Raw genomic sequence first — 22,182 nt, 5'->3', positions numbered from 1 at the left:
GCCCTCACCGCACCACCACACCCCACGGCAGCTTGCCCACCGCGATATCGCGCAGCTTCTCATTACGCGCCGTATCGATCACGGAAACGCTGCCCGAGCGCCCATTCGCCACGTACAGCTTGGCACCATCGGGCGTCAGCGCCATGTTCCACGGCCGTTCGCCGACGCCGACGGTGGCCACCACCCGGTTGGTCTTCGTGTCGATGACGGACACGCTGGCGGCACCGCCGTTTGACACGTAGACGCGGCTGCCATCCGGGTGCACGGCCACACCGTTGGCGCGCAGGCCTGCCGGGATGCGGGCGACAATGGCATGGGTGGCCGCGTCGATCACGTACACCTCGTTGGCGTTCTCGGCGGCCACGTAGGCGCGGCTGCCGTCCGGCAGGAAGCCGATGCCGCGCGGCCGCGCGCCCACGGCGACCTGGGCCACCTGCTTGCGCGTGGCCATGTCGATAATGTCGACGGCGTCGCCGTTCTCGGCGCTGACGAACAGCTGTTTGCCGTCCGGGCTGAACACGGCGTGCTCGGGATTGCGGCCCTTCACGGGAATGGCGAACGCGCGCGTGTTCGTGCGGGTGTCCGTGACGACGATCTCGTGCTTTTCCTCCACGGCGGCGACGACCCAGCGGCCATCGGGCGACAGCGCCACGCCCTCGGGCGATTCGCCCAGGTCCACGGTGCCTTCGGGCGCGCGGCGCTCCAGGCTGACGATCTGCAGCCGGTTTTTCGGCTGGTCGCTGACGTAGAGCCAGCGGGCATCCCGGCTTACCGCCAGACCGCGCGGCTTGCTGCCGCCGGGTATTTCCGCCACGACCTCGTCGGTGGCCGTGTCGATCACGGAAATCGTGCCGGAACCTTCGTTCGGCACATAGGCGAACGGCGCGGCGAACAGGGCGGGGACACAGGCCAGCAGGGCGGCGGGAACAAGGAGGCGGCGAAGCGGCAGCATGGGTGTTCCTTTCAGGGCAAATGGCGATGGGGCGCCGATAGCGCTCCCACCACCGTGATCGTCAGGTCAGCACGGCACGGCCTTGCCGGGATGACGGATATGCAGGCGCTGCACCTTGCGATACAGCGTGTTGCGGCTGATATGGAGCTGCCGCGCCACCGTGGAAATGTTCCAGTCGTGCCGCTGCAGCTCGCGCAGCAAGGCCTCGCGTTCGGCATGTTCCAGCGGATTCAAGTCGTGCGAATTCCCGTCATCCGGATCGGTGGCTAGCGGATCGGTGGCATCCGGATCGGCAGCCAGCACATCGTCCTGTGGGAGGCCAGCGGCCAGCGGGCCAGCGGCGTGCGCGCCGGGATCGCGCGTGCCCGACAAGGCCTCTTCGCTATCCCGCATGGGGCTTTCCGGCGCGACAATACCGGTGCGGTACTCCGGCGGCAGGTCGTGCACCGTCAGGTGATCCGATTCGCGCAGCGCGATCATCGCGCGCAGCAGGTGCCGCAACTGGCGAAGGTTGCCCGGCCAGCGCTGCCGTTCCAGCGCGGCCAGCAGGGTTTCGTCGAGCGACAGCGGCGCGCCGTCATCGCTTTCCTCGGTGACGATCAGGCTGACGAGGGCGCGCACGTCGGTGCGTTCGCGCAGGGGCGGCAGCCGCAGCGTGATGCCCTGCAGGCGGTAGAACAGGTCTTCGCGGAACGTGCCCTTGGCAATCATCTGCTGCAGGTCGCAATGCGTGGCGCTGGTCACCTGGATATCCAGGGGCAGCGGGGCACCGCCGCCCAGCGGTACGATGGTGCGCTCTTCGAGCACCCGCAGCAGCCGGGCCTGCAAGGGATAGGGCATGTCGCCGATCTCGTCGAGGAACAGCGTGCCGCCATTGGCCTGGTACAGCTTGCCTTGCTGGCCTTCCTTGCTGGCACCCGTGAAGGCGCCCGCCCGGTATCCGAACAGTTCGCTTTCGATCAGCGTTTCCGGAATGGCCGCGCAGTTGATCGCCACGAACGGCTTGCCGGCGCGCGGTCCGGACCGGTGCAGCGCCTGGGCGAAGACTTCCTTGCCCGTGCCGGTTTCGCCGACCAGCATGATCGCCACGTTGCGCTCGCACACGCGGGTGGCGATGCGCACGTTGGCGGCCATGGCCGCGTCGCCGAAATGCACGCGCTCCAGCGGCGAAGGCGCTTGTGACGTGGGCGCGGCGGCTTGCCTGCCGGCGGATGACGTCACGCGCACCGGCGGCAGCATCACACTGTAGAAGCGGGCGCCATTGCGCAGGCCGAAGATCGGCACCGCGTGGAATGCCTTGCGCACCGTACTGTCCACCAGGCCCGGGAAGGAGCTGTTGAACAGTTCCGTGATGTCGTGGCCGACGATGTCCGCCGGCGCCGCAAAGCCCAGCTGGAACAGCGCGCAACGGGTGGCGGCCAGCACCTTGCCGGCGGGGTCCAGCGCGATCGCCCCCTCGCTCAGCGTGCCGATGAATTCGGGCCGGTTATGGAAGCGCAGGATGTAGTCGTGCCGGAAGCGGTCGAGGAAGACGCGGTTCTCGATCATCTGCACGGACATCGTGACGAGCGCCAGCGTGTGCTGCTGCGCCAGGCGCGATTCGCCGGACGCATCCAGCGCCGCGACGATTTCGCCTTCATGGTCGAAGATGGGGGCGCCGGCACAGCTGAGTCCGATGTGGCGGACCAGGTAATGCTCGTCCTGGTGCACGGTGACGGGGCGGCGCTCGGCCAGGCAGGTGCCCATGCCGTTGGTGCCTTGCGCCCGTTCGCTCCACACGGCGCCCGGCATCAGGCCCGAACGGGATGCCGCGTGGGTAAAGCCGGGGTCGCCGAAATAATTGAGCAGCACGCCGGCGGCGTCGGTCAGCACGATCGCGTAGCCCGAACCGGCCAGTTGCTGGTACAGGTTGGCCATCTCGACCTTGGCGACGGCCTGCACGCCCGCCAGCCGCTCGCGCCGCTCGGCCAGTTCGGCCGCATCGACCACCTCCGGCTCTTCGCGCCGCTCCGGGTCGAGCTGGTAATCGTGCAGGCAACGGATCCACGAACGGGTAATGGCGTTGCACGGGCCGGCCGCCCCGGAGCCGTCGCGGCCCTGGACGATCGAACGCACCCGCCGGACATGGGCCAGGGCACCATCGGACATGCTGTCTCCTTCGCCGCTGGCGGTACCGGCATCGGCATCCTGCCGCGGCTGTTGTCAACGCGTTGCGCGTGTGTTCACGATAGTACGCTGCCGTACAAAAATAAATATGCAAATTACAAAAATGTGGACAGCCGTGCGACACCTGCACGGTACCGTTGCCACGGATGCGGCACAGTGGCGCACCCCGGCTGGTCTGATTTTGAACATTTCGCGCTGTGCATGCCCTGCGTGCCGCTGGCACGTTCCATGCGCTTATCTCTCGGCTAGTGCTCGTCCACCACCGTGCCGGGCCACAAAACCAAGGAGACCCCCCATGTTCCTGCTGAACCGTGTCACCCGTGCCACGCGGCCCGGCCGCTGGTGGCCGTGCCTCGCGCTGGCCATTCTGCCCGCATTCGCGATGGCCGACTCGGATGTCGAAAAACTGACGAAGGACCCGAAGAACTGGGCGATGCAGGCCGGCGACCTGGCCAACCAGCGCTACAGCGAGCTGAAACAGATCAACGCCGGCAATGCCGGCCAGCTGACCGTCGCATGGACGTTCTCCACCGGCGTGCTGCGCGGGCACGAGGGCGGGCCGCTCGTCATCGGCGACATGATGTACGTGCACAGCCCGTTCCCGAACAAGGTCTTCGCGATCGCGCTGGAAGACCAGAGCATCAAGTGGAAATACGAGCCGAAGCAGGACCCGTCCGTGATTCCCGTGATGTGCTGCGACGTCGTCAACCGCGGTGTCGCCTATGCGAACGGCAAGATCTTCCTGCAGCAGGCCGACACGACCCTCGTGGCGCTCGATGCGAAGACCGGCCAGGAAATCTGGAAGGTCAAGACGGGCGACCCGAAAAAGGGTGAAACGACGACCAACACGCCGCACATCTTCAAGGACAAGGTGCTGACCGGCGTGAGCGGCGGCGAATTCGGCGTGCGCGGCCGCCTCACCGCCTACGACATGAATACGGGCAAGCTGGTGTGGCAGGCCCACAGCACCGGGCCGGACAAGGACATGCTGATCGACCCGGCGAAGACGATGACCTGGACCAACGGCAAGATGGCGCCCGTCGGCAAGGATTCGTCGCTGAAGAGCTGGAAGGGCGACCAGTGGAAGCTGGGCGGCGGCACCACGTGGGGCTGGTACAGCTACGATCCGGAACTGAACACGGTGTACTACGGCACCGGCAACCCCAGCACGTGGAATCCGCGCCAGCGCCCGGGCGACAACAAATGGTCGATGACGATCTTCGCGCGCGACCTCGATACGGGCATGGCGAAATGGGCATTCCAGATGACGCCGCACGACGAATGGGATTACGACGGTGTCAATGAAATGATCCTGGCCGACATCAAGGTGAAAGGCAAGATGCGCAAGGCCCTCGTGCACCTGGACCGCAACGGTTTCGGCTACACGATGGACCGCGTCAGCGGCGAGCTGCTGATTGCCGAGAAATTCGACCCGGCCGTCAACTGGGCCACGCACATCGACATGAAGACGGGCCGCCCGCAGGTGGTGGCCAAGTACAGCACCGACCAGAACGGCGAGGAAGTCAATTCGAAGGGTGTCTGCCCCGCAGCGCTGGGCTCGAAGGACCAGCAGCCGGCCACCTACTCGCGCAAGACCGGGCTGTTCTACGTGCCGACCAACCACGTGTGCATGGACTACGAGCCGTTCAAGGTGGAGTACGTGGCGGGCCAGCCGTACGTGGGCGCGACGCTGGAGATGTACCCGGCGCCGAACAGCCATGGCGGCCTGGGCAATTTCATCGCCTGGGATGCCGGCACCGGCAAGATCGTCTGGTCGAAGCCGGAGAAATTCTCCGTGTGGAGCGGCGCGCTGTCCACCGCGGGCGACGTGGTGTTCTACGGCACGCTGGAAGGCTACCTGAAAGCCGTCGATCACAACGGCAAGGAGCTCTGGAAATTCAAGACGCCGTCCGGCATCATCGGCAACATCAACACGTGGGAATACAAGGGCAAGCAGTACGTGGGCGTGTTGTCCGGCATTGGCGGCTGGGCCGGCATCGGGCTTGCGGCCGGCCTGACGAAGAGCACGGATGGACTGGGCGCCGCCGGCGGCTACAAGGACCTGGCGAAATACACCGAACTCGGTGGCGTGCTGACCGTGTTCGCGTTGCCGGATGCCGTGGTGCCTGCTGGCGAGAGGACGGCGGCGAAGGACCAGTAAGCGCCGCTGGACCGGTAAACGCCGCAATTCCCCGTCACGGGTGCGCCAGGCGCGGCGCCTTGTAGTGCTTCGGCATCGCAAGGCGCCGCAATCATTCCATGTCGTCCCTGGCCAGCCCCGCCCGCCTCACTCGATCACCGGTGCGATCGCCACCGGGGCATTCTGGCTGATCACCTGCACCCGCTCCGGCCACTCCGCAAACCGGTACACCATCACCCGGAACCCGGCGTTCGCATCGCCATCGAACGCGGCGCCCTCGGCGGCCGGCAGCGTGGCTTCGCGCAGTGGATCGCGCACCCGCACTTCGGCATCGCTCTTCGGCAGGAAGGCAAACCGCACGCCGGCACAGCGTCGGCTGCCGTAGTTCCCATCCAGGTGCCGCAGGTACTGCAGCGCCTGGTCGCAGGCCGCGCGCAGGTCGGCGCTTTCATACACGCCATCCACCCGCGCCACGATCGAAATGCGCGGGCCGAACGTGTACTCATTGATCTTGCGGTTCAGGACCAGCATGGCGTTTTCGTCGTAGGCCGCCTTCAGCAAGGGGAAGGTGGTACGGCCTGTCGCATCGAGCGGCAGATTGAGCTGCGTGGTCCGGCCGGACAGCGTCAGGCGCAGGCCGTCGAGCGGCTGGCTGCCATCCTTCGGCGACACCTGGTAATGGTTCTGCAAGAAATTCTTGGCCTTGCCGTATTTCGCGAACGCCACCATGGCCCGGTAGGCGTCGCGGTAGCTGACCCAGCCCGCTTCCTGCGCCTGCGCCGTGCCGCCGCCCATGCCGAGGCATAGGGCGAGCAGCAGCGGGACACGCGCGGCGAGGAATCGGGCGATGGGCATCATCAGAACCGGTAGACCAGCGCCGTCGACAGGGAAACGTTGGTCGGCCGCTCCACGAGCGGACTCTTCCTGGCATCGCCCACCAGGCGGCTGACCTGCAAGCCCGTGGTCATCATCCACGCCGGCGACAGCGCCCAGTTCCAGCGCGCACCGGCGCGCACATCCTCGATGCCCCCATCGGGATGGTATTCGGCATTGATGCCGTACTGATCGGCTTCCTCGGCCGTGACGCCGAAATACGCCATGTTGTAGGCGCGGTTGACGAGCGTGACGCCGGCCGACAGCGCCAGCGTGTGGTGCGGCGCGATATCCTGCTGCAGGTGCTGCAGGGCCACGTGCATGCGCAAGCCGTTGCGGTCGTTGCCGGCGCCGTACAGCAGGTTGGTGGTCACGCGCAGTTGCGGCGTCAGGTAGAAATTGGCGAAGCCGCCATACAGGACGCGGCGCCGGATCGCGTGCACGCCATCGAGCAGGTTGACGCTGTTGTCGGCCGTGAGGCCATCGCCGCCCTCGTTGGGCGCGAAACCGTCCGCGCCTGCCGCCGGCGGCGGCTCTTCCTTGACGTCGTCCTGCTTCACGTCGTCTTCCTTGACGTCGCCATCCTTGGGCGGCGGGAGTCCGGTAATGGGGTCCGGCAGCCACGTCGACGGTCCGCCCGGGTTGCCGGCATTGTCGCCGACGGTGCCGAGCCGGAACATCTTCGTGCCGGACGCATCGCGGCCCGGCGCCAGTGCCACCAGCGGACCATATTCCACGGAAGGAGAATTCGACAGGTGCATGCCCATGCTCATTCCCGAGATAAAAATGCCGTTGCTCCACTGGACCTGCAGCATCGGCAAGGCGGTGGTCCGGCGGTCGGCCGCTCCCTCGTAGCGTGGGGCATATTGCGCGCCAAGGCCCACGTACATATCGCGGCTACCGTCGGGCATGGGATTGATGGCGGGAGTTTGCGCGTGGGCCGCACCGCACGCGCCCGCCAAGGCAAGTACGAAAAACTTGTACATGTGTGCATTCTGAAAGAGCAATGCCTCCCATTTTATATGGCTTGCGGCCCAAGGTTGAACGTTGTCAAGTAACAGTGTGTGACGACACTACCACCGGCAAGTCGCTGCGCTCGACCATGATCAGGTGCGAAGGGGTCGTCAACGCCTGCGTGCAAACCGCTCGCGGGTCGGGCTGGTGGTCGACGCGGGTCACATGAATCTTGCGGCCGCTGCGGTAAACGTCGGTGACCGTTGTTTTAAAGCAACCATTCGGCCTGCTGCCGATGAAGACGCCGATGACCATGTAGCGGTTGAAATCCACCTGGGGCACCGGCAGCACCGGCACGCTCCGGCTCTTGTGCCGGGCCCAGAGTTCGTTCCAGGCGGCGGCATCGCGCACCACGACCGTTTCCGGCGTGGCCACGGCGGAATTGTCTTCCAGGTCCAGGCTGGTGAAGGCCATGTGCTCCGGCGTGGTGTCGACGAACGCCACTTCGCCCTCGTACCGGTCGACGACGGCCAGCGCCATCGGCGCGCCCAGGGCTTGCGCGCAGGGTGCCACCGTCATCAGCGTGCTGATTTCATAGCCGACCACGACCTTGCCGTTGTCGCCTTCCACCGTCGCTACGGCAGCCGACTGGCAGCCGGCCGCCTGCGAACCGGCGAAGACGCCGACCACCATGCTGCGCTGGAAGTCGACCTCCGGCAGCGGCGGCACCGGGCTGCGGCCCAGGTAATGCGCGTTCCACAGTGTTTCGAGGCCGGCCCGGTCGCGGACTACGACGTTGCGCGGCTGCGCGATTCCCGAATACTGGTCCTGCACCAGCGGCGCAAACGGCAGCGTGCCATCCTTGATGAACGGCACGACCTCGACCTTGTGCGCGCCGCCGAGGCCCAGGTCATCCTTCGCCAGGTTGGCCGCGGCAGTTTCCAGCAATGCACGGTAGCGCTCGTCCGTGCAGGTGGTGCGCGGCCCGGCGATCGTGTCGCCGGCGGTGCACAGCATCGCACCCGGCGTGAGGCGGTACAGCGTCGCGTTCCACGACATGTCCGCGCAATTGCCGGCACGGTCCCACAGCACCAGCTCGTTGTCGATGATGAACAGCCGGTTGCGCTGTTCGGCGCAGTCGGCCTTGCGTGCCTGGGCAATGAATTCCTCGCGCGCCGGTGCGCCCGGGGCCGGCTCGCCGACGGCGATGCCCTTCCCGCCCGCGACGGCCGACGTGGGTGACGACGACGGACCGCCGCCGCCGCACGCGGCGAGGGACAGGGCGGTCAGCAACAGCGCAGCTGCCTGGACTGCGGATCGATATGGACGCATTGCTAGCTCCTGGAAACAAGTCTTGTCATCGTATCCAGCCGCGTCCTCCCTGTCCGCACACACATGTCGGCTTTTTGTCATAAATTTGTCGGCCTGGATTTTCACGGCATTGGTTCTTATACAATGGCAACATGAACCGCCTGTTTCTACGCTTCTTCATCCTTGTGATGCTGTCGATCAGCGTAGCGGCCTTCATCGTGTACTTCACCATCGACCGCCTGTTTGGCGACCCATTGGAAAACATCGCGCGCAACCAGGCGGCAGCGCAGATTTTCCTTCTCGAGCAGTACGTGGACCAGGCGCCGGCCGACGGCTGGCTCGACCGCCTGAACAAGGTGCGCGAAGTGTCCGAGGTGCGCTTCGACCTGGTGCCGCTGGCCGTCGTGCGCGAGCACCTGTCCAACGCCGAGCGCGCGGCATTCGACCGCGGCGAAGTGGTGATCGACCTGGCCGACCGCTCGCTGTACCGCCGCGTCGACCTGAGCGGCGACCGCTACATCGGCAGCGACGAGGAAGCGATCCACGCGCAAAACCTGCCGATCGACATCAAGGTGGCACTGCAGATGGAAGCGGTGCGCTACCTGATCGTGGCGCTGGCGCTGCTGGTGCCGATCGGCTTCTGGTCGCGCTCGCACTGGCGCAGCCTGCAGCAGCTGATGAAGGTGGCGGACCGTTTCGGCGCCGGCCAGCTGAAGGCGCGCGCGGAGATGAAGCCGGGCGACAGCATCTACCCGCTGGCGGAACGGATCAACCACATGGCGGGCCGCATCGAAACGCTGCTGGAATCGCAGCGCGGCCTGCTGCATTCGGTGTCGCATGAAATCCGCACGCCGATCGCGCGGCTGGAATTCGCCTTCGAGCTGCTGCACGACACCGCCGAGGACGTGCTGCTGCAAAAGCGCATCGGCAGCATGCAGGGCGACCTGACGGAGCTGAAGTCGCTGGTCAACGAGCTGCTGGGCATGGCCCGGCTCGACAGCGACCAGCCGCTGCGCTATGAAACCTTCGACCTGACGGAAGCGCTGCGCAGCTGCGCCCACTCGCTGCCACCGGCCACCGTGTCGCTGGATGTTTCCGTGCCGGACGGCATGGGCACCTATTACGGCGACTGCCGCCTGCTGATGCGCGCCACCGGGAACCTGCTGCGCAACGCGCAAAAATACGCCAACAGCAAGGTAGCGCTCTCGGCGCTGAGCAAGCTGGGCGGCGTGACGATCACCGTCGACGACGATGGCCCGGGCATTCCGGAAGAGGAACGGGAAAAGGTATTCGAACCGTTCTACCGGCTGGACCGTTCGCGCGACCGCAACACGGGCGGTTTCGGGCTCGGGCTATCCATCGCCGGCAAGGCCATCTCGCTGCATGGGGGTTCGCTGAAGATCGAAACGTCGCCGCTGGGCGGGGCGCGGTTTACGATCAGTTTGCCGCCGGCATAGCTAGCGCACCGTTCGAGGCGGACAAAACAAGCCTTGGGATGTATTTCATGCCGGGGATCCAGGCCGAAAGCTAGACAATAGCTGGCACGGCTTCGAACGATGCCAGATTGACAGATGAGCGCCATCTGCGCTCCCAAGGTCGCGTCAGCACCCTTGTCGCGATATCGATCGAGATACTCTTCTCGCAGAGATAACCAGCGGCAGCCCGCGTGCCGAGCATTTCCTGCATGACCAGGCCGACTTCCACCTGCTCGGCACGAAGACGATCTGCCCTGGACTGTGCCGTATCGTCGTGAGCCGCGTCCGTGGCCCTTCGATCAAGATCCGTCATTGTCCCGCTCCGGTTTCTATTTTCCCCCATGCTAAATCCTCTTGGCGCACCCGGATGCCAGCGCATAGGCGTTCTCTCCGTGGGACTTGGCGTACAAGAATTGCACTTTGAAATCAGGGGCCGGATCAGTCCCCATTCCGAAAAACCGCAGAAAATCCATGAGCATGCATCCGGCGCCAGTGAAGAGGCGTCGCGTTTTCCCATTCCCGAAAAGCGCGGTAGAACGAGTTGTTGTCCTGGTAGCCGAGCAGGAATGCCACCTCTTTCACATCAACCGACAAGTCGGACAATAGCTGACGGCCCAGTTCCCGCCTGGTTTCGTTCAGCAACATCCTGAATGTCTTGCCCTCCGCTGTAATGCGTCGCTGCATGGTGCGCTCGCTGAGGCCCAATTCCCTTGCAACCGTTGCAATGTCGGAACGACCTGCTGCGAACGCCCGACGCAAAGCCGCCTTGACCTGGTTCTCGAAACTGGCTTCCGCTTCGAATTCACGCAAGGCGGCGGCCAACGCCGGGCTGACCATTCGGAGCATCTCGGGATTGTGATCGATGAATGGCAACGCCAGGTGTGCCGCCTCCAGGATCATGCGATCCTTCCCGGCACCGAAATGGATTCGACACCCGAAGTACGCTGTATGCAAATCGGTGCCTGAAATCCCATCTGGCGCGTGGCGGCGCAGCTCCACGATCGATGGCAATAGTCGCTGCCCTGTGCCACGCCGGCCGAGTTCGATCAACAATGCAAAGCTGGCTTCTACCGATATATACGGCTCGGGTTCCGTATCGCCAGGCCATGTGCTCGTGATGAAAATTTTTCCGTCTTTCTCATCGACGAGAAGCCGATCCGGACTGCACAGTCGCTTGTAACGAACGACACGCTCGAGTCCATCGCGGTAATTGGCCGCATAGAGTGCGGACACGAATGCCATCATGTGTTGGGCACTGCTTGTTTCACAGGCCATCCGGATACCAAAAGCAGGATCCCCGGAAATTGCCTCGATCGCCCGCCAAATTGAAAACAGTTGTGACGTGCTGATAAAAGCCGTTTCATCCAGGTGCAATGTTGCCGGCAGCGATGCCTGTTGCAGCACTGCGGAAGGCCGCAGTCCCAGCCTTTCAATGGATTTCCAGAATGCCGGCGGCAGCCTGCATCGATCCACCGACAATGTCGTCGTTGTCATTTTTTCTGCTTTATCGAAATTTCCGGCCACGTACATTGGCGCAGCGGAAGTATATCGGTCCAGGCGATTGGCGCACTTTGCAGGATCTTTGGCACGGTTTGCGTACACCCCAGGAACGCCCCAGCGATACCATCCTTTGACCGTTCCCTTCACCACCATCAAAGACAATCATGAGCCTGAAGTTTTATACCAATCCCAACTCGCGAGGCCGCATGGTCCGCTGGATGCTCGAAGAAATTGGCTGTCCGTACGAGACGATCGTGCTGGACTACGAGGCATCGAGCGCGGGCGACCAGTGGGGAGGCGCCGCGTTGGCCCGCCCCGAACGTGACGGCACGGACAGCATTCGCACGCGCTTTTTTGACGAGATCAATCCAATCGGGAAGATTCCTGCGATCGAGCACAACGGGCGAATCATTACGGAGACGGCGGCGATCTGCGCCTATCTTGCCCAGGCATTCCCCGAGGAAGGCCTGGCACCCAAGGCAGAGGAACTTGCAGATTACTATCGCTGGCTGTTTTTTGCCGCCGGGCCTGTCGAGCAGGCCGTTACCAATCATCGTGCCGGTTTCGTCCCCCTGCCCGAACAGGAGTTTTTCTTCGGTCATGGCAGCTATGAGCGCACCGTCGACCAACTCGAGCGGGCCGTACAGGCTCACCCGTATATCGCCGGCAACCGCTTCACTGCTGCCGATGTGTATGTCGGCTCGCACATTGGCTGGGGCCTGGCACTGGAAACCATGCCGCCACGGGATGCATTCCTGGCCTACGCTGGAAAACTGACGGCGCGCGATGCTTACAAGCGGGCGGTCACCAAGGACAATGCACTACTGGAGCGGACGGCGAAATAAGCTGCCTCGCCAGCGCGTTACCGCCAGATCTGCGCAGGATATTTTCCGCTGAGCCGTGCCTTGCCGTTATGGCTCAGCTCGCCTCGTGCGTGGGCGCCGTCAACTGCGTCACCACATCCGGCGCCCCATCCACCACCTTCTCGTACTCGGCAATCACCTGCGCGCCGAACAGCAGCAAGGTAGCGCCGATCTCCAGGCTGAACATCACCACGATCGCCGTCGTCATCGAGCCGTACACCACATTCACCTGCGACAGCGTGGAGAAGTACCACACCAGCACGTGGCGGGCGATTTCCCACAACACGGTGGCCGTCACGCCGCCGATCAGCGCATGCTGCCAGCTCAGCCGGCCCACCGGCATCACCATATAGATCGACGACAGCAGCAGCACTTCGCCGCCCAGCCCCAGCAGGTACAGCAGCGCGCCGGACAGCCCCTCCAGCGACCATTCGACGCCAAACAGCCGTACGCTTTCGGCACCGATCACCTGCAGGCTGCCGGCCACCAGCGTGACGACCAGCGCCCCGATGCCCAGGCACAGGATGTAGCAGTAGGGAAGAATGGCCGAGGTGAGGTAATGCCGCCGCCGTAATCCCACGCGGTGGATGAAGATCACCTTCATCGCGTTTTCCAGCACCGTGAATGCCAGCGAGCTGAAGAACAGCATCGTCAGCACGAGCAGCCAGCCGACCAGGTCGCGGTGTTCGAGGAAGTGCGCCACCTCCGCCACGATCGCGCTGGACTGGCCCGGCACCAGCCATTCCAGGTAATGGCCGATGGTTTCCAGCAGGTCGGCCGGATCGATCACGTGCGACAGCGCCACCACTACCAGCATCAGCAGGGGCACGATCGACAGCAGCGAATAGTAGGCGACGGCACCGGCCAGCAGCAATCCCTGGTTCGCGCGGAAACCCTTCAGGCAGCGCACGGTGAATCGCAGCGGATGGCCGAGCACGATGGCGACGGCCTGGCGGTTGAGGATAGGCATGATGCCGATTCTAGCGAGGCGCCAGCGGAAGCGCCGTCCTGCTGGGCCGTGCCGCCCCGCTACCGCCCCACTACCGCACCGCCGCCTCCAGCAAGGTCAGCGTCTGCCGCTCCGTATCCATGCGCGCCTGGATCCCCATCGGCAAGGTGAACTGGTGCCGGATGTGCCCGAACGACCACCCCGTCACGGCGGGAATCGCCAGCGGCCGCAAATGCTGGTCGGTCGTCTCGTCCAGGCTCAGCGACGGGCCATCGTCGGCCGGGCCGCAGCCTTCGAAGATGCCCAGCATGATGCCGGCCGCGGAACGGAAGGGCTGGTTCAGGTTCAACTGCATCAGCATGCGGTCGACGCGGTAAGGTTCTTCGTTGACTTCTTCGAGGAACAGCAGCGCATCGCGGATGTCGGCCGCATAGGGCGTGCCGGCCAGCGCGCTGACCAGCGCCAGGTTGCCGCCCATCAGCCGCCCGGTGCCGATGCCGGGCACCACCGTGCGCAGCGCGTAATGCGCATTGTCCGGCTCGTTGAATGCCTTGCGGCTGTTTTCCACGGCCATCGGAATCACGTACTCGTCCTCGGGCCGCATCAGCACGTTCAGCAGGTGTTCCGTTGAGTAGCCGGACAGGGTGGACATGCCGACCGGACCATGGAACGTCACCAGTCCGGCATGGCGGTGAATGGCCAGGTGCAGGGCCGTGATGTCCGAATAGCCGACCAGGATCTTCGGGTGGCGCCGCATCAGGCCGTAGTCCAGGTGCGGCAACAGCTGCATCGCGCCCGAGCCGCCCCGGATCGCCCAGATCGCGTGCACGTCCGGGTCGGCGAACATGCCGTGCAGGTCTTCCACGCGATGCTGCCAGGGGCCGGCGTAGTTGCCGTTCACTTCATCCAGGTAGCGGCCCAGCTTCACCCTGAAGCCGAGCGCGTCGGTGTTGGCGATGGCCTTGTCGATCGCCGCGCGCGACACTTGCCCGGCGGGCGTGACGAGGCCGATGGTGTCGCCGGGCAGCAGCCGCGGCGGTTTGATGAGTTGCATGGATTTTTTCCGGGAGGACGGTGCGGCCGCCGCCATCGGAAAAGCGGCGGCGGCCAACGCGGCGGCCAGCGAGGTTGCCAACGAGCGGCCGAAGCCGCGCCGGTCCACGGTCAGAAGAACTTGTACTTCAGGTTGAACGACAGGGCCCGGCCGCGCGGATCGGCCACGCGGGGATCCCAGCCGGCGCCCACCACTTCGTCCACGTTGTGCGCGGTGAACGGCGGTTCCTCGTCGAACAGGTTCTGGATACCGACCGTCAGCGTGGTGTTCTTGAAGCCGGTGTACGTGGCCGAGACGTCGTACTTCGTGTAGTGGTGCACGCGCGGATCGAAGCCGGGCGGGAAACCGCTCTTGCCGCCGTTCGGCACCTGGTCGTTGTAGCCGGAAGCGTAGCGCTGCAGCAGCAGCCCGCTCCAGTTGCCTTTCGAGACCGTCACGCTGGCGCTGTGCTTCCAGCGCAGGTACACGTCGCGGGTGTTGAACTGGCTGACCTGTTCCTTGTACTCCTGGCCCTCGAACTCGGCGAACTTGAAGCTGTCCATGTAGGTGCCGTCCAGGACCGCCGCGTACTTGTAGCCGCCGAGCGTGCCGTCGTAGCGCAGGCCGAGGTCCACGCCGCGGGTCTTCAGGCCGGCCGCGTTGATCCAGCCCGCTTCCACGTGGTCGATCACGCCGCTGGCCGGGTCGCGCACGATGTACTGCTGCAGGTATTGCCAGTTCTGCAGCACGACCTGCGGGGTGCGGTTCAGGATGCGGTCCTTGATGTTGATCGCCCACCAGTCCAGCGACAGCGAGAAGTTCCGGAACGGCTCCGCGACGACGCCCAGCGTGCCCTGCTTGGACGTTTCCGGCCGCAGGCCCGGATTGCCGCCGGTGTTGTAGCCGAGGCGGGGAATGGCGCAGAAGTCCGGGTTGCCCGGGTTCTTCGCGCAGCCTTCCTGGTCGATCACGCCGTTCGGCAGTTCCTGCGACAGCCGCCCCGCGTACAGCTGGGTGAAGCTGGGCGCCAGGAAGCCCTTGCTGGCCGACCCACGGAACAGCAGCCGTTCGGTCGGCTGGTAGCGGAACGCCACTTTCGGGTTGGTGGTGGCGCCGATCAGGCTGTAGTTGTCCTTGCGGATCGCCAGTTGCACTTCGAGGTCCTTGATCACCGGCACCAGCGCTTCGGCATACACGGCGCGGATATAGCGCGTGGCCTGGTCCAGGTTCGCGTTGCCCGGCGCCTGCCAGATCCTCGTGGCATCCACGACCTGCACGAACGAATAGGTTTCCTTGCGCAGGTCGAAGCCGGCCGCCATCGACACGGCGCCGGCCGGCAGGTTGAACACTTCGCCGGAGATCGCGCCATCGAACTGCGTCATCGTGGTGCGACCCTGGTTCAGGCGGCCGCGGAACTTGGCCGATTCGATCAGGTCCATCGCCTGCTGCGTCTGCGACTGGCCCGCACCCGTCCAGGGATTGATGATGCCGGTGCCCATTGCGGCGTACAGCTTGTCCGTCCACGCATAGCCGTCGACCAGGTCCACCGAGGACTTGCTGCCGGACTTCGACAGGCCCAGCTTGTAGTCGTACTTGCCGCCCAGCGTGCCTTCCAGCGCCACCAGCGCGCGGTAGTTATCGAGCACCACGTCCTGCGTGCGGTTGCCGACCGGCGTGGCGCGCCACTTGTACAGGATCGGCTTGCTGCGGTCGTAGCTGGCGATGTAGGGCGACAGGTCCTGGTAGTACGGGCCGCCCACGGGATAGGCATTGCCATTCGCCAGCGTGGTGGAAATCTGCAGCGGCGTCAGCTGCGCGGTGGTTTCGGTGCGCGAGCCGAGCAGCTCGACGAACATGCGGTGATCGGCGTTGAGCCTGAAGGTGCCGCGCGAGACGCCGGTGGTGCGCTCGACCGGGAAGGCCATCACATAGTCGCCGCCGTAGTCGTAGGCGCAGGAATATTTCGTGCGCGTGATCGGCGTGACATTGGTCCACAGCTCGCTCGCATATTGCGACATGCCCGGCACGGAATCGCAATTGCCCTGCAGGCTGAGCAGGTTGGCCTGCAGATACGTGGTGCTGTCGCCGGGCATCTTGAAGCCGGTGCCCAGCGCGCTGCCGGCGCCGCTGAGAAGGTTGGCATAGGGCGTGCCCGTGGTATCGGGCGACAGGCCGCGCCATGGCTGGTAGCCGTTGGCGAAGTCGCGCTGGCTCGATGACAGCTGGTCGGTGACGTCGCGCGTCACGCTGGCCATCACGTTCCAGCCATCGGCCTCCAGGTTGCCCAGGCCGCCCAGCAGCGTGTAGCGGCGTTCCATGCCGCCGCCCGCCTCGGTGGCGTTCAGCGTGGTCGACGCTTCAAGGCCTTCGTAGTCGGTCTTCAGGATGAAGTTGACCACGCCGCCGATCGCATCGGTGCCGTAGATCGCCGAGGCGCCGTCCTTGAGGATTTCCACCCGCGCGATCGCCGCCAGCGGGATCGAGTTCAGGTCGACCGCCTTGCCGCTGCCGCCGTTGTTGCCCATGCGGCGGCCGTTCAGCAGCACCAGCGTGGCGTTCGGGCCCAGGCCGCGCAGCGAGGCGAACGAGGCGCCGCCGGACGTGCGGTCGGCATCGGCGCCGAACACGTTGTTCCCCGACGTCATGTTGTCGGCACCGGTGCCGTTGGCCGACACCAGCCGCAACAACTGCTCGGCGTTCGTCACGCCGGCCTTCTGGATCGTGTCGAGCGTGATGGTCTGCACCGGCAGCGCGCCTTCCCTGGCCACGCGCTTGATGCTCGACCCGGTGATTTCCACGCGCTGCATCGGCTGCGCCCCTGCCTGGGCCCCTGCTTGCGACACTTCTTGCGCGATGGCCGGAGCCACGACACCCATCAGCGCGATCATGTGCGCCAGTTTTTTAACCTTCAAGAGCTTCTCCCGATGTGTTCAATGGTGCCTGCCGGCCTTCGCGCTCGTGGCGCCGGTCCGGCGTGCTCGTGCCTGTCATGGCCGCGGGTGGCACTGTCGTGGCGGTGCGCTATCCCGTGGGTGGGGCGGATTGCCGGCCCGGCCGTGGATTGACGGGAATGCATTGGCGAAATGCTATTCCCGCCGGGACATTTTAGCGGCCTCCTCCCCGAGAAGCGGGCGCACGCGCGGCGCGAGGTCCAGATATCGCCAGTTGGTGAATTCCACCGGGTGACGCTTGTAGTTTTTTAGCCACGGTTGCCGGATATCGGCCGAGATCGGGTGCGTCAGCAGCACCCACGGGTTGTAGGCATGCAGCAGGTCGGCCATTTCGCCATACAGCCTGGTGCGTGCCGGGCTGTCGGCCATCGTCCGTGCCTGTTCATAGCGCGCGTTGTAGGCCGGCAGGTTGAAGCGCGCATAGTTGGCGCGGCCCACGTTGCCGCCGTACAGCAGCTGGTAGAAATTGTCGCCGTCCGGGAAATCGGCCACCCAGTTGGTCTCGAACATCATCACCTTGCCCAGCCGCGAAGCCTTGATGATCTCGGTCTTCTTGTCCGTCACGAAGGTCACGCGCAGGTGGATCGACTCGAAGGTCTTGCGCCACATCTCGTCGCGGAGCCGGCCGACCATGGTCGGTTCGCTGTGCATCGTCAGCACCAGCGGGCGGCCATCGGGCAGCGTGCGGTACCCCGCCCTGCCCTGCGCGACATCCCGTTTGTAGCCATGGCGGTCCAGCAGCGCCCGCGCCAGCGCCAGGTCGTGGACCACCGGGCTGCGATACGCCGGATCGTGACCGAGCACGTTCGGCGGCAGCGGCGACTGCGCCGGGATGGCCAGCCCCTTCTTCAGCAGGGCCACATCTTGCGCGCCGTCGTAGGCCAGCGCGATGGCACGGCGCAGCGCCACCTTCTCCGGCGTGTAGCCGCCGATGACCGGGTGCTCCATGTTCATCCACATGTAATAGGTCTGCAGCACGGGGAACGGTTCGAGCACCATGCCGCGGCGCGCCAGCCCGGGCTTGAGCACCGGCACCTGCGAGCCCGGATCGAGCACCAGGTCGCGCATCGACTCGGGTACCTGCTCGATGTAGTCGAATTCGCCGTTCAGGTAGCCGAGCACGCGCGACTGGTATTCCTCCATGATCTTCACCTCGACCCGGTCGACCAGCGGCAGCTTCTTCCCTTGCCAGCGCCCGTGGTAATCCGGGTTCGCCAACAGCGTGATCCTGTCGCTGCGCTTCCATTCGCCGATGCGGAACGGCCCGCTGCCGACCGGATGGTTGCCCACCTGGCTGCCGTACTTTTCCGCCACCTCGCGGGCCACGGCGCCGGTGGCCGGCAGTGCAAGATAGAATGGCAGGCCGGGATCGGGTGCGCGCAGGCGCAGTTGCAGCGTGTAGCGGCCGACCGCCTGCAGGCCGGGGATATCGGTCGCGTAGCCGAACTTTTCGCGCAGCGCGCCATCGCCCAGCAGCTTGCCCTCGAACAGGAACAGCCACGGCGACTTGATGGCCGGGTCGTACAGCCGCTTGATCGCATACACGTAATCGGCCGCGGTCACCTCGCGCGCCTTGCCGCCGAATGCCGGGTCGGGGGCGAAGTGCATGCCGGGCTTGAGCTGCATGGTCCACGTGGTGCCGGCCGCATCGACCGTCGGCATGGCCGCCAGCGTGTTCGGGCGCAGTTTCACCGGACGCGCCAGGTAATCGTAGCGCAGCATGGGATCGAACAGGTTTTCCAGCAGCGACAGGCTGGCCAGGTCGGAGGCGACGGCCGGATCGAGAGCCGTTTCACCGGTGGACAACAGCGTGCGCAATACTTTCGGTTGCGCGGCCACGGCACCGGTGAGCGGGGTCCAAAATACGGCAGCGAATGCGGCGGCAAGCAGGCTGGCGGCGGCGGATCGGCGGGCTCGATTCATTGGCGCAGCATAAACCAGCTGCCGTTGCCAGTGGCACACCGGGCGGCCGCCGCGACAACTTTTTCGCATGCGCGACCGGCACTGCGCCATCGCGCACTCTATACTTTGCCTGCCAGGTCGAGCTTCGTCCCCTGTTTGGTTTGCCGTTTCGTTCTGTTTTATTCTCTTTCGCTTATGTCTCTTAACTATATCTGGGCCGGTTTCTTCCTTGTCGGCTTCACGGCCGCGCTGGCCCAGTGGATCTTCCTCGGCGACACGGAGATCTTCAAGAAGATCATCGACGGCACGTTCGACTCGGCGCGCAGCGCCGTGATGGATATCGCGCTGCCGCTGGCCGGCGTGATGACGCTGTGGCTGGGCATCATGAACATCGGCGAAAAAGCCGGCGCGATCGCCTGGTTCGCCAGGGTGATTTCGCCCTTCTTCTCGCGCATCTTCCCCGAAGTGCCGAAGGACCACCCGGCCACCGGCCACATGGTGATGAATTTCTCGGCCAACCTGCTGGGCCTGGACAACGCCGCCACCCCCTTCGGCCTGAAGGCGATGGAAAGCCTGCAGTCGCTGAACCCGGACAAGGATACCGCCAGCAATGCGCAGATCATGTTCCTGGTGCTGCACACTTCCGGCCTCACGCTGATTCCGCTGGCGATCATGGCGCAGCGCGCGATCCTCGGCGCGGCCGACCCGTCGGACATCTTCATTCCCTGCATGATCGCGACCTACGTGGCCACGGTGGCCGGCATCATCGCGGTATCGATCCGCCAGAAGATCAACCTGTTCGATTCCGTGCTGCTGTCGTGGATCGGCGGCATCACGGTGGCGATCCTGGCGATGATCTGGTACTTCACCAACTTCCTCAGCAAGACCGAAATCGAGACGGTGTCGAAGGTGGTCAGCAACCTGATCCTGATGGGCGTGATCACCGTGTTCCTGGTCGGCGCGATGCGCAAGAAGGTCAACGTCTACGAAGCCTTCATCGAAGGCGCGAAAGGCGGTATCCAGACCTCGATCACCGTGATTCCCTACCTGGTGGGCATGCTGGTGGCGATCGGCGTGTTCCGCAACGCGGGCGTGTTCGGCTTCATCGTCAGCGGCTTCGAATGGTTCTTCTCGGCGCTCGGCATGAACACCGATTTCGTGCCGGCGCTGCCGACCGCGCTGATGAAGCCCCTGTCCGGCAGCGGCTCGAAGGCGATGATGATCGACGCGATGCAGACTTACGGCCCGGATTCCTTCGTGGGGCGCCTGGCCTGCATCTTCCAGGGCTCGGCGGACACCACCTTCTACATCGTGGCGCTGTACTTCGGTTCGGTGGGCATCCGCAAGACCCGCTACGCGATCTCGTGCGGCCTGATCGCCGACCTGGCCGGCGTGATCACGGCGATCTGCGTGGCCTATGTATTCTTTGGTTGAAGGGTAGACGAATGCGATTGACGATGCGGCTGCGGCACCTTGCCCTGATCGGCTTGTTCCTGTGCGGTGGGGCGCGCGCCGACCTTCCCGAACCGGTGGCCCGTCTGGCCCACGCAGCCGGCATTCCCGAAGCGGCGATCGGTGCGATCGTGCTGCGCGGCGACACGATCCTGGTCTCGCACGGGGCGGACCAGCCGATGCTGCCCGCCTCGACGATGAAGGTGGTCACCGGCATCGTTGCCCTCGACGAACTGGGCCCGGCATTCCGCGGCCGCACCGAATTGCGCAGCAAGGGCGAAATCGCCGGCGGCGTGCTGAAAGGCGACCTGCTGGTGCGCGGCGGCGCCGACATGGACCTCGACGCGGATGCGATGGCACACCTGCTGGAGCGCCTGCGCGCCCTCGGCGTGCACCGCATCGCCGGCGACCTGGTGCTGGACCGCCAGCTGTTCCAGCCGCCCCGCATGGACCTCGGCAAGGGCGAGTTCGACGAGGCGCCCGAAGCGTATTACAACGTCACGCCGGACGCGCTGCTGCTGAACATGAACATGCTGACGGTGGACATGGATTCCACCGGCAAGGGCGGCGTGAAGGCGGCGGCGCTGCCGGAGCTGGACCGCGTGGCCGTGCGCTCCGCACAGTTGCTGGTCGATACCCCGTGCGAGAGCTGGGAAGACGGCTGGAAGCCCCCTACCACGGTCCGGGAAGGCGACCGGCTGGCGATCGTCCTGCACGGCACCTTCCCGCGCAACTGCCGCCAGGCATACCGCATCAACGCAATCGATCGCGACGACTTCGCCGATCGCCTGATCCGCGCCGCGTGGAAGCGCCTCGGCGGCACCATCGCCGGCCGCACGCGCACGGTGGACCTGGCCGGGCACACATCCGACCTGGCCGCGGCCGCGGCGGCACAGGGCGCGATCGGCAGCGCCGATGGCGGCAACGGCAGCAATAACGGCACCTCAACGCAGCCTGCCGGTCCCGCGGCGGCCGGGCTGTCATCCGGCGTCGATGCCGACGGCACGCGCCTGCTGGTGGCGCACCAGTCGCGCGCCCTGCCGGAGCTGGTACGCGACACGATGAAGGTGTCGGACAACGCGCAGGCGCGCATGCTGTTCCTGTCGCTGGGCAGCCTGCAGGCCGATGAAACGCTGGGCAGCCGCCCGCTGCCGGCCGGCCAGCGGCTGGCGATGCTGATGGCGGCGAACAATGGCGATACGTCGCAGCCGACCACCACGCTGGGGCGCGCCGAGGCGGTGGTACGCGGCTGGTTCAAGCGGCACGGCATCGACACCAGCGGCATGGTGGTGGAAAACGGCTCGGGCCTGTCGCGCATCGAGCGGCTGCGGCCCGTGCAGCTGGCCGCCGTGCTGGCCGCCGCCGAGGAATCGCCATGGGCGCCGGAGTTCCAGGCCAGCCTGCCGATCGTCGGCGTGGATGGCACCATGAAACGGCGCCTGAAGAACAGCCCGGCCGCCTCGCGCGCCCGCATCAAGACCGGCACCCTGCGCGACGGCGTGGCGGTGGCCGGCTATGTGCCGGACGCCAATGGCGAGCAGTGCATCGTTGTCGCCATCATCAACCACGACGGCATCGACCACGCCACCGGGCGCGCCGTCGTCGACGCGCTGATCGACTGGACCGCCAACAGCAGCGCCGCCGCGCCGATGTAGGCGTTC

Annotated in this window: 16 protein-coding genes; 5 read left to right on the top strand and 11 right to left on the bottom strand. The window is 65.4% G+C overall.

The window, feature by feature from the left end; genetic code table 11:
* Nucleotides 1-4: 4 nt before the first annotated feature.
* Together EYF70_RS29625 and EYF70_RS31980 are read right to left on the bottom strand one after the other, a co-directional pair.
* Entirely contained in the window at nucleotides 5-952 is a 948-nt protein-coding gene (locus tag EYF70_RS29625; RefSeq protein WP_165497816.1) for a beta-propeller fold lactonase family protein, read from the bottom strand.
* Between the two features lie 66 nt (nucleotides 953-1,018).
* Entirely contained in the window at nucleotides 1,019-3,100 is a 2,082-nt protein-coding gene (locus tag EYF70_RS31980) for a sigma-54-dependent Fis family transcriptional regulator (protein ID WP_131148578.1), read from the bottom strand.
* A gap of 313 nt (nucleotides 3,101-3,413) precedes the next feature.
* Here EYF70_RS31980 and EYF70_RS29615 point away from each other — a divergent pair, with 313 nt between their 5' ends.
* Nucleotides 3,414-5,279, top strand: a complete 1,866-nt coding sequence (locus EYF70_RS29615; protein ID WP_131148577.1) for a methanol/ethanol family PQQ-dependent dehydrogenase — start codon at nucleotides 3,414-3,416, stop codon at nucleotides 5,277-5,279.
* Between the two features lie 126 nt (nucleotides 5,280-5,405).
* Here EYF70_RS29615 and EYF70_RS29610 read toward each other — a convergent pair whose 3' ends face one another.
* From EYF70_RS29610 to EYF70_RS29600, 3 genes are all read right to left on the bottom strand, one after another.
* Nucleotides 5,406-6,116, bottom strand: a complete 711-nt coding sequence (locus tag EYF70_RS29610) for a hypothetical protein (RefSeq protein WP_229420619.1) — start codon at nucleotides 6,114-6,116, stop codon at nucleotides 5,406-5,408.
* The gene (locus tag EYF70_RS29605) at nucleotides 6,116-7,117 is read right to left on the bottom strand and encodes a MipA/OmpV family protein (protein ID WP_131148576.1); all 1,002 of its coding nucleotides are present in this window, start codon (nucleotides 7,115-7,117) and stop codon (nucleotides 6,116-6,118) included. The genes EYF70_RS29610 and EYF70_RS29605 overlap by 1 nt, the downstream gene beginning before the upstream one ends.
* A gap of 64 nt (nucleotides 7,118-7,181) precedes the next feature.
* Entirely contained in the window at nucleotides 7,182-8,417 is a 1,236-nt protein-coding gene (locus EYF70_RS29600) for a protease complex subunit PrcB family protein (protein WP_165497815.1), read from the bottom strand.
* Nucleotides 8,418-8,548: 131 nt separating this feature from the next.
* Between EYF70_RS29600 and EYF70_RS29595 the strand changes: the two genes are divergently transcribed.
* Nucleotides 8,549-9,853, top strand: coding sequence for an ATP-binding protein (locus EYF70_RS29595; RefSeq protein ID WP_131148574.1), 1,305 nt, complete (start codon nucleotides 8,549-8,551; stop codon nucleotides 9,851-9,853).
* Between the two features lie 70 nt (nucleotides 9,854-9,923).
* Here the strand turns inward: EYF70_RS29595 and EYF70_RS29590 are convergent, their stop codons facing one another.
* Both EYF70_RS29590 and EYF70_RS29585 read right to left on the bottom strand, forming a co-directional pair.
* On the bottom strand, nucleotides 9,924-10,184 hold the full coding sequence (locus tag EYF70_RS29590) for a hypothetical protein (protein WP_131148573.1): 261 nt from the start codon (nucleotides 10,182-10,184) through the stop codon (nucleotides 9,924-9,926).
* A gap of 125 nt (nucleotides 10,185-10,309) precedes the next feature.
* Nucleotides 10,310-11,524 carry an AraC family transcriptional regulator gene (locus EYF70_RS29585; RefSeq protein WP_229420964.1) on the bottom strand — a complete coding sequence of 405 codons (1,215 nt, stop codon included), beginning with the start codon at nucleotides 11,522-11,524 and terminating at the stop codon, nucleotides 10,310-10,312.
* 11 nt (nucleotides 11,525-11,535) lie between these two features.
* Between EYF70_RS29585 and EYF70_RS29580 the strand changes: the two genes are divergently transcribed.
* Nucleotides 11,536-12,216 (top strand): glutathione S-transferase family protein, encoded by a 681-nt coding sequence (locus EYF70_RS29580; RefSeq protein ID WP_218943740.1) that lies wholly within the window; start codon nucleotides 11,536-11,538, stop codon nucleotides 12,214-12,216.
* A 73-nt stretch (nucleotides 12,217-12,289) separates the two neighbouring features.
* Here EYF70_RS29580 and EYF70_RS29575 read toward each other — a convergent pair whose 3' ends face one another.
* The 4 genes from EYF70_RS29575 to EYF70_RS29560 all read right to left on the bottom strand — a co-directional run bounded on the left by EYF70_RS29575 (nucleotide 12,290) and on the right by EYF70_RS29560 (nucleotide 19,090).
* Nucleotides 12,290-13,204 carry a YihY/virulence factor BrkB family protein gene (locus tag EYF70_RS29575; protein ID WP_131148572.1) on the bottom strand — a complete coding sequence of 305 codons (915 nt, stop codon included), beginning with the start codon at nucleotides 13,202-13,204 and terminating at the stop codon, nucleotides 12,290-12,292.
* A 70-nt stretch (nucleotides 13,205-13,274) separates the two neighbouring features.
* Nucleotides 13,275-14,237 (bottom strand): S66 peptidase family protein, encoded by a 963-nt coding sequence (locus tag EYF70_RS29570; protein WP_229420618.1) that lies wholly within the window; start codon nucleotides 14,235-14,237, stop codon nucleotides 13,275-13,277.
* A gap of 110 nt (nucleotides 14,238-14,347) precedes the next feature.
* Nucleotides 14,348-17,128 carry a TonB-dependent receptor domain-containing protein gene (locus tag EYF70_RS29565; RefSeq protein ID WP_229420617.1) on the bottom strand — a complete coding sequence of 927 codons (2,781 nt, stop codon included), beginning with the start codon at nucleotides 17,126-17,128 and terminating at the stop codon, nucleotides 14,348-14,350.
* A gap of 174 nt (nucleotides 17,129-17,302) precedes the next feature.
* Nucleotides 17,303-19,090 (bottom strand): ABC transporter substrate-binding protein, encoded by a 1,788-nt coding sequence (locus EYF70_RS29560; protein ID WP_131148571.1) that lies wholly within the window; start codon nucleotides 19,088-19,090, stop codon nucleotides 17,303-17,305.
* A gap of 174 nt (nucleotides 19,091-19,264) precedes the next feature.
* Here EYF70_RS29560 and EYF70_RS29555 point away from each other — a divergent pair, with 174 nt between their 5' ends.
* Together EYF70_RS29555 and EYF70_RS29550 are read left to right on the top strand one after the other, a co-directional pair.
* Nucleotides 19,265-20,503, top strand: coding sequence for a spore maturation protein (locus EYF70_RS29555; RefSeq protein WP_131148570.1), 1,239 nt, complete (start codon nucleotides 19,265-19,267; stop codon nucleotides 20,501-20,503).
* A gap of 11 nt (nucleotides 20,504-20,514) precedes the next feature.
* Nucleotides 20,515-22,176: a D-alanyl-D-alanine carboxypeptidase/D-alanyl-D-alanine-endopeptidase gene (locus tag EYF70_RS29550; protein WP_229420616.1), complete on the top strand. Its 1,662-nt coding sequence runs from the start codon at nucleotides 20,515-20,517 to the stop codon at nucleotides 22,174-22,176.
* The last annotated feature ends 6 nt before the right edge of the window (nucleotides 22,177-22,182 follow it).

This window comes from Pseudoduganella albidiflava (assembly GCF_004322755.1).
Lineage (GTDB): Bacteria > Pseudomonadota > Gammaproteobacteria > Burkholderiales > Burkholderiaceae_D > Rugamonas > Rugamonas albidiflava.
This window is presented reverse-complemented; position numbering and strand designations above follow the sequence as displayed.

What these genes read in the sequence shown, in the direction of transcription:
- EYF70_RS29625 (WP_165497816.1), bottom strand. Translation starts at nt 952, where the DNA reads ATGCTGCCGCTTCGCCGCCTCCTTGTTCCCGCCGCCCTGCTGGCCTGT.
- EYF70_RS31980 (WP_131148578.1), bottom strand. Translation starts at nt 3,100, where the DNA reads ATGTCCGATGGTGCCCTGGCCCATGTCCGGCGGGTGCGTTCGATCGTC.
- EYF70_RS29615 (WP_131148577.1), top strand. Translation starts at nt 3,414, where the DNA reads ATGTTCCTGCTGAACCGTGTCACCCGTGCCACGCGGCCCGGCCGCTGG.
- EYF70_RS29610 (WP_229420619.1), bottom strand. Translation starts at nt 6,116, where the DNA reads ATGATGCCCATCGCCCGATTCCTCGCCGCGCGTGTCCCGCTGCTGCTC.
- EYF70_RS29605 (WP_131148576.1), bottom strand. Translation starts at nt 7,117, where the DNA reads ATGTACAAGTTTTTCGTACTTGCCTTGGCGGGCGCGTGCGGTGCGGCC.
- EYF70_RS29600 (WP_165497815.1), bottom strand. Translation starts at nt 8,417, where the DNA reads ATGCGTCCATATCGATCCGCAGTCCAGGCAGCTGCGCTGTTGCTGACC.
- EYF70_RS29595 (WP_131148574.1), top strand. Translation starts at nt 8,549, where the DNA reads ATGAACCGCCTGTTTCTACGCTTCTTCATCCTTGTGATGCTGTCGATC.
- EYF70_RS29590 (WP_131148573.1), bottom strand. Translation starts at nt 10,184, where the DNA reads ATGACGGATCTTGATCGAAGGGCCACGGACGCGGCTCACGACGATACG.
- EYF70_RS29585 (WP_229420964.1), bottom strand. Translation starts at nt 11,524, where the DNA reads ATGGTGGTGAAGGGAACGGTCAAAGGATGGTATCGCTGGGGCGTTCCT.
- EYF70_RS29580 (WP_218943740.1), top strand. Translation starts at nt 11,536, where the DNA reads ATGAGCCTGAAGTTTTATACCAATCCCAACTCGCGAGGCCGCATGGTC.
- EYF70_RS29575 (WP_131148572.1), bottom strand. Translation starts at nt 13,204, where the DNA reads ATGCCTATCCTCAACCGCCAGGCCGTCGCCATCGTGCTCGGCCATCCG.
- EYF70_RS29570 (WP_229420618.1), bottom strand. Translation starts at nt 14,237, where the DNA reads ATGCAACTCATCAAACCGCCGCGGCTGCTGCCCGGCGACACCATCGGC.
- EYF70_RS29560 (WP_131148571.1), bottom strand. Translation starts at nt 19,090, where the DNA reads ATGAATCGAGCCCGCCGATCCGCCGCCGCCAGCCTGCTTGCCGCCGCA.
- EYF70_RS29555 (WP_131148570.1), top strand. Translation starts at nt 19,265, where the DNA reads ATGTCTCTTAACTATATCTGGGCCGGTTTCTTCCTTGTCGGCTTCACG.
- EYF70_RS29550 (WP_229420616.1), top strand. Translation starts at nt 20,515, where the DNA reads ATGCGATTGACGATGCGGCTGCGGCACCTTGCCCTGATCGGCTTGTTC.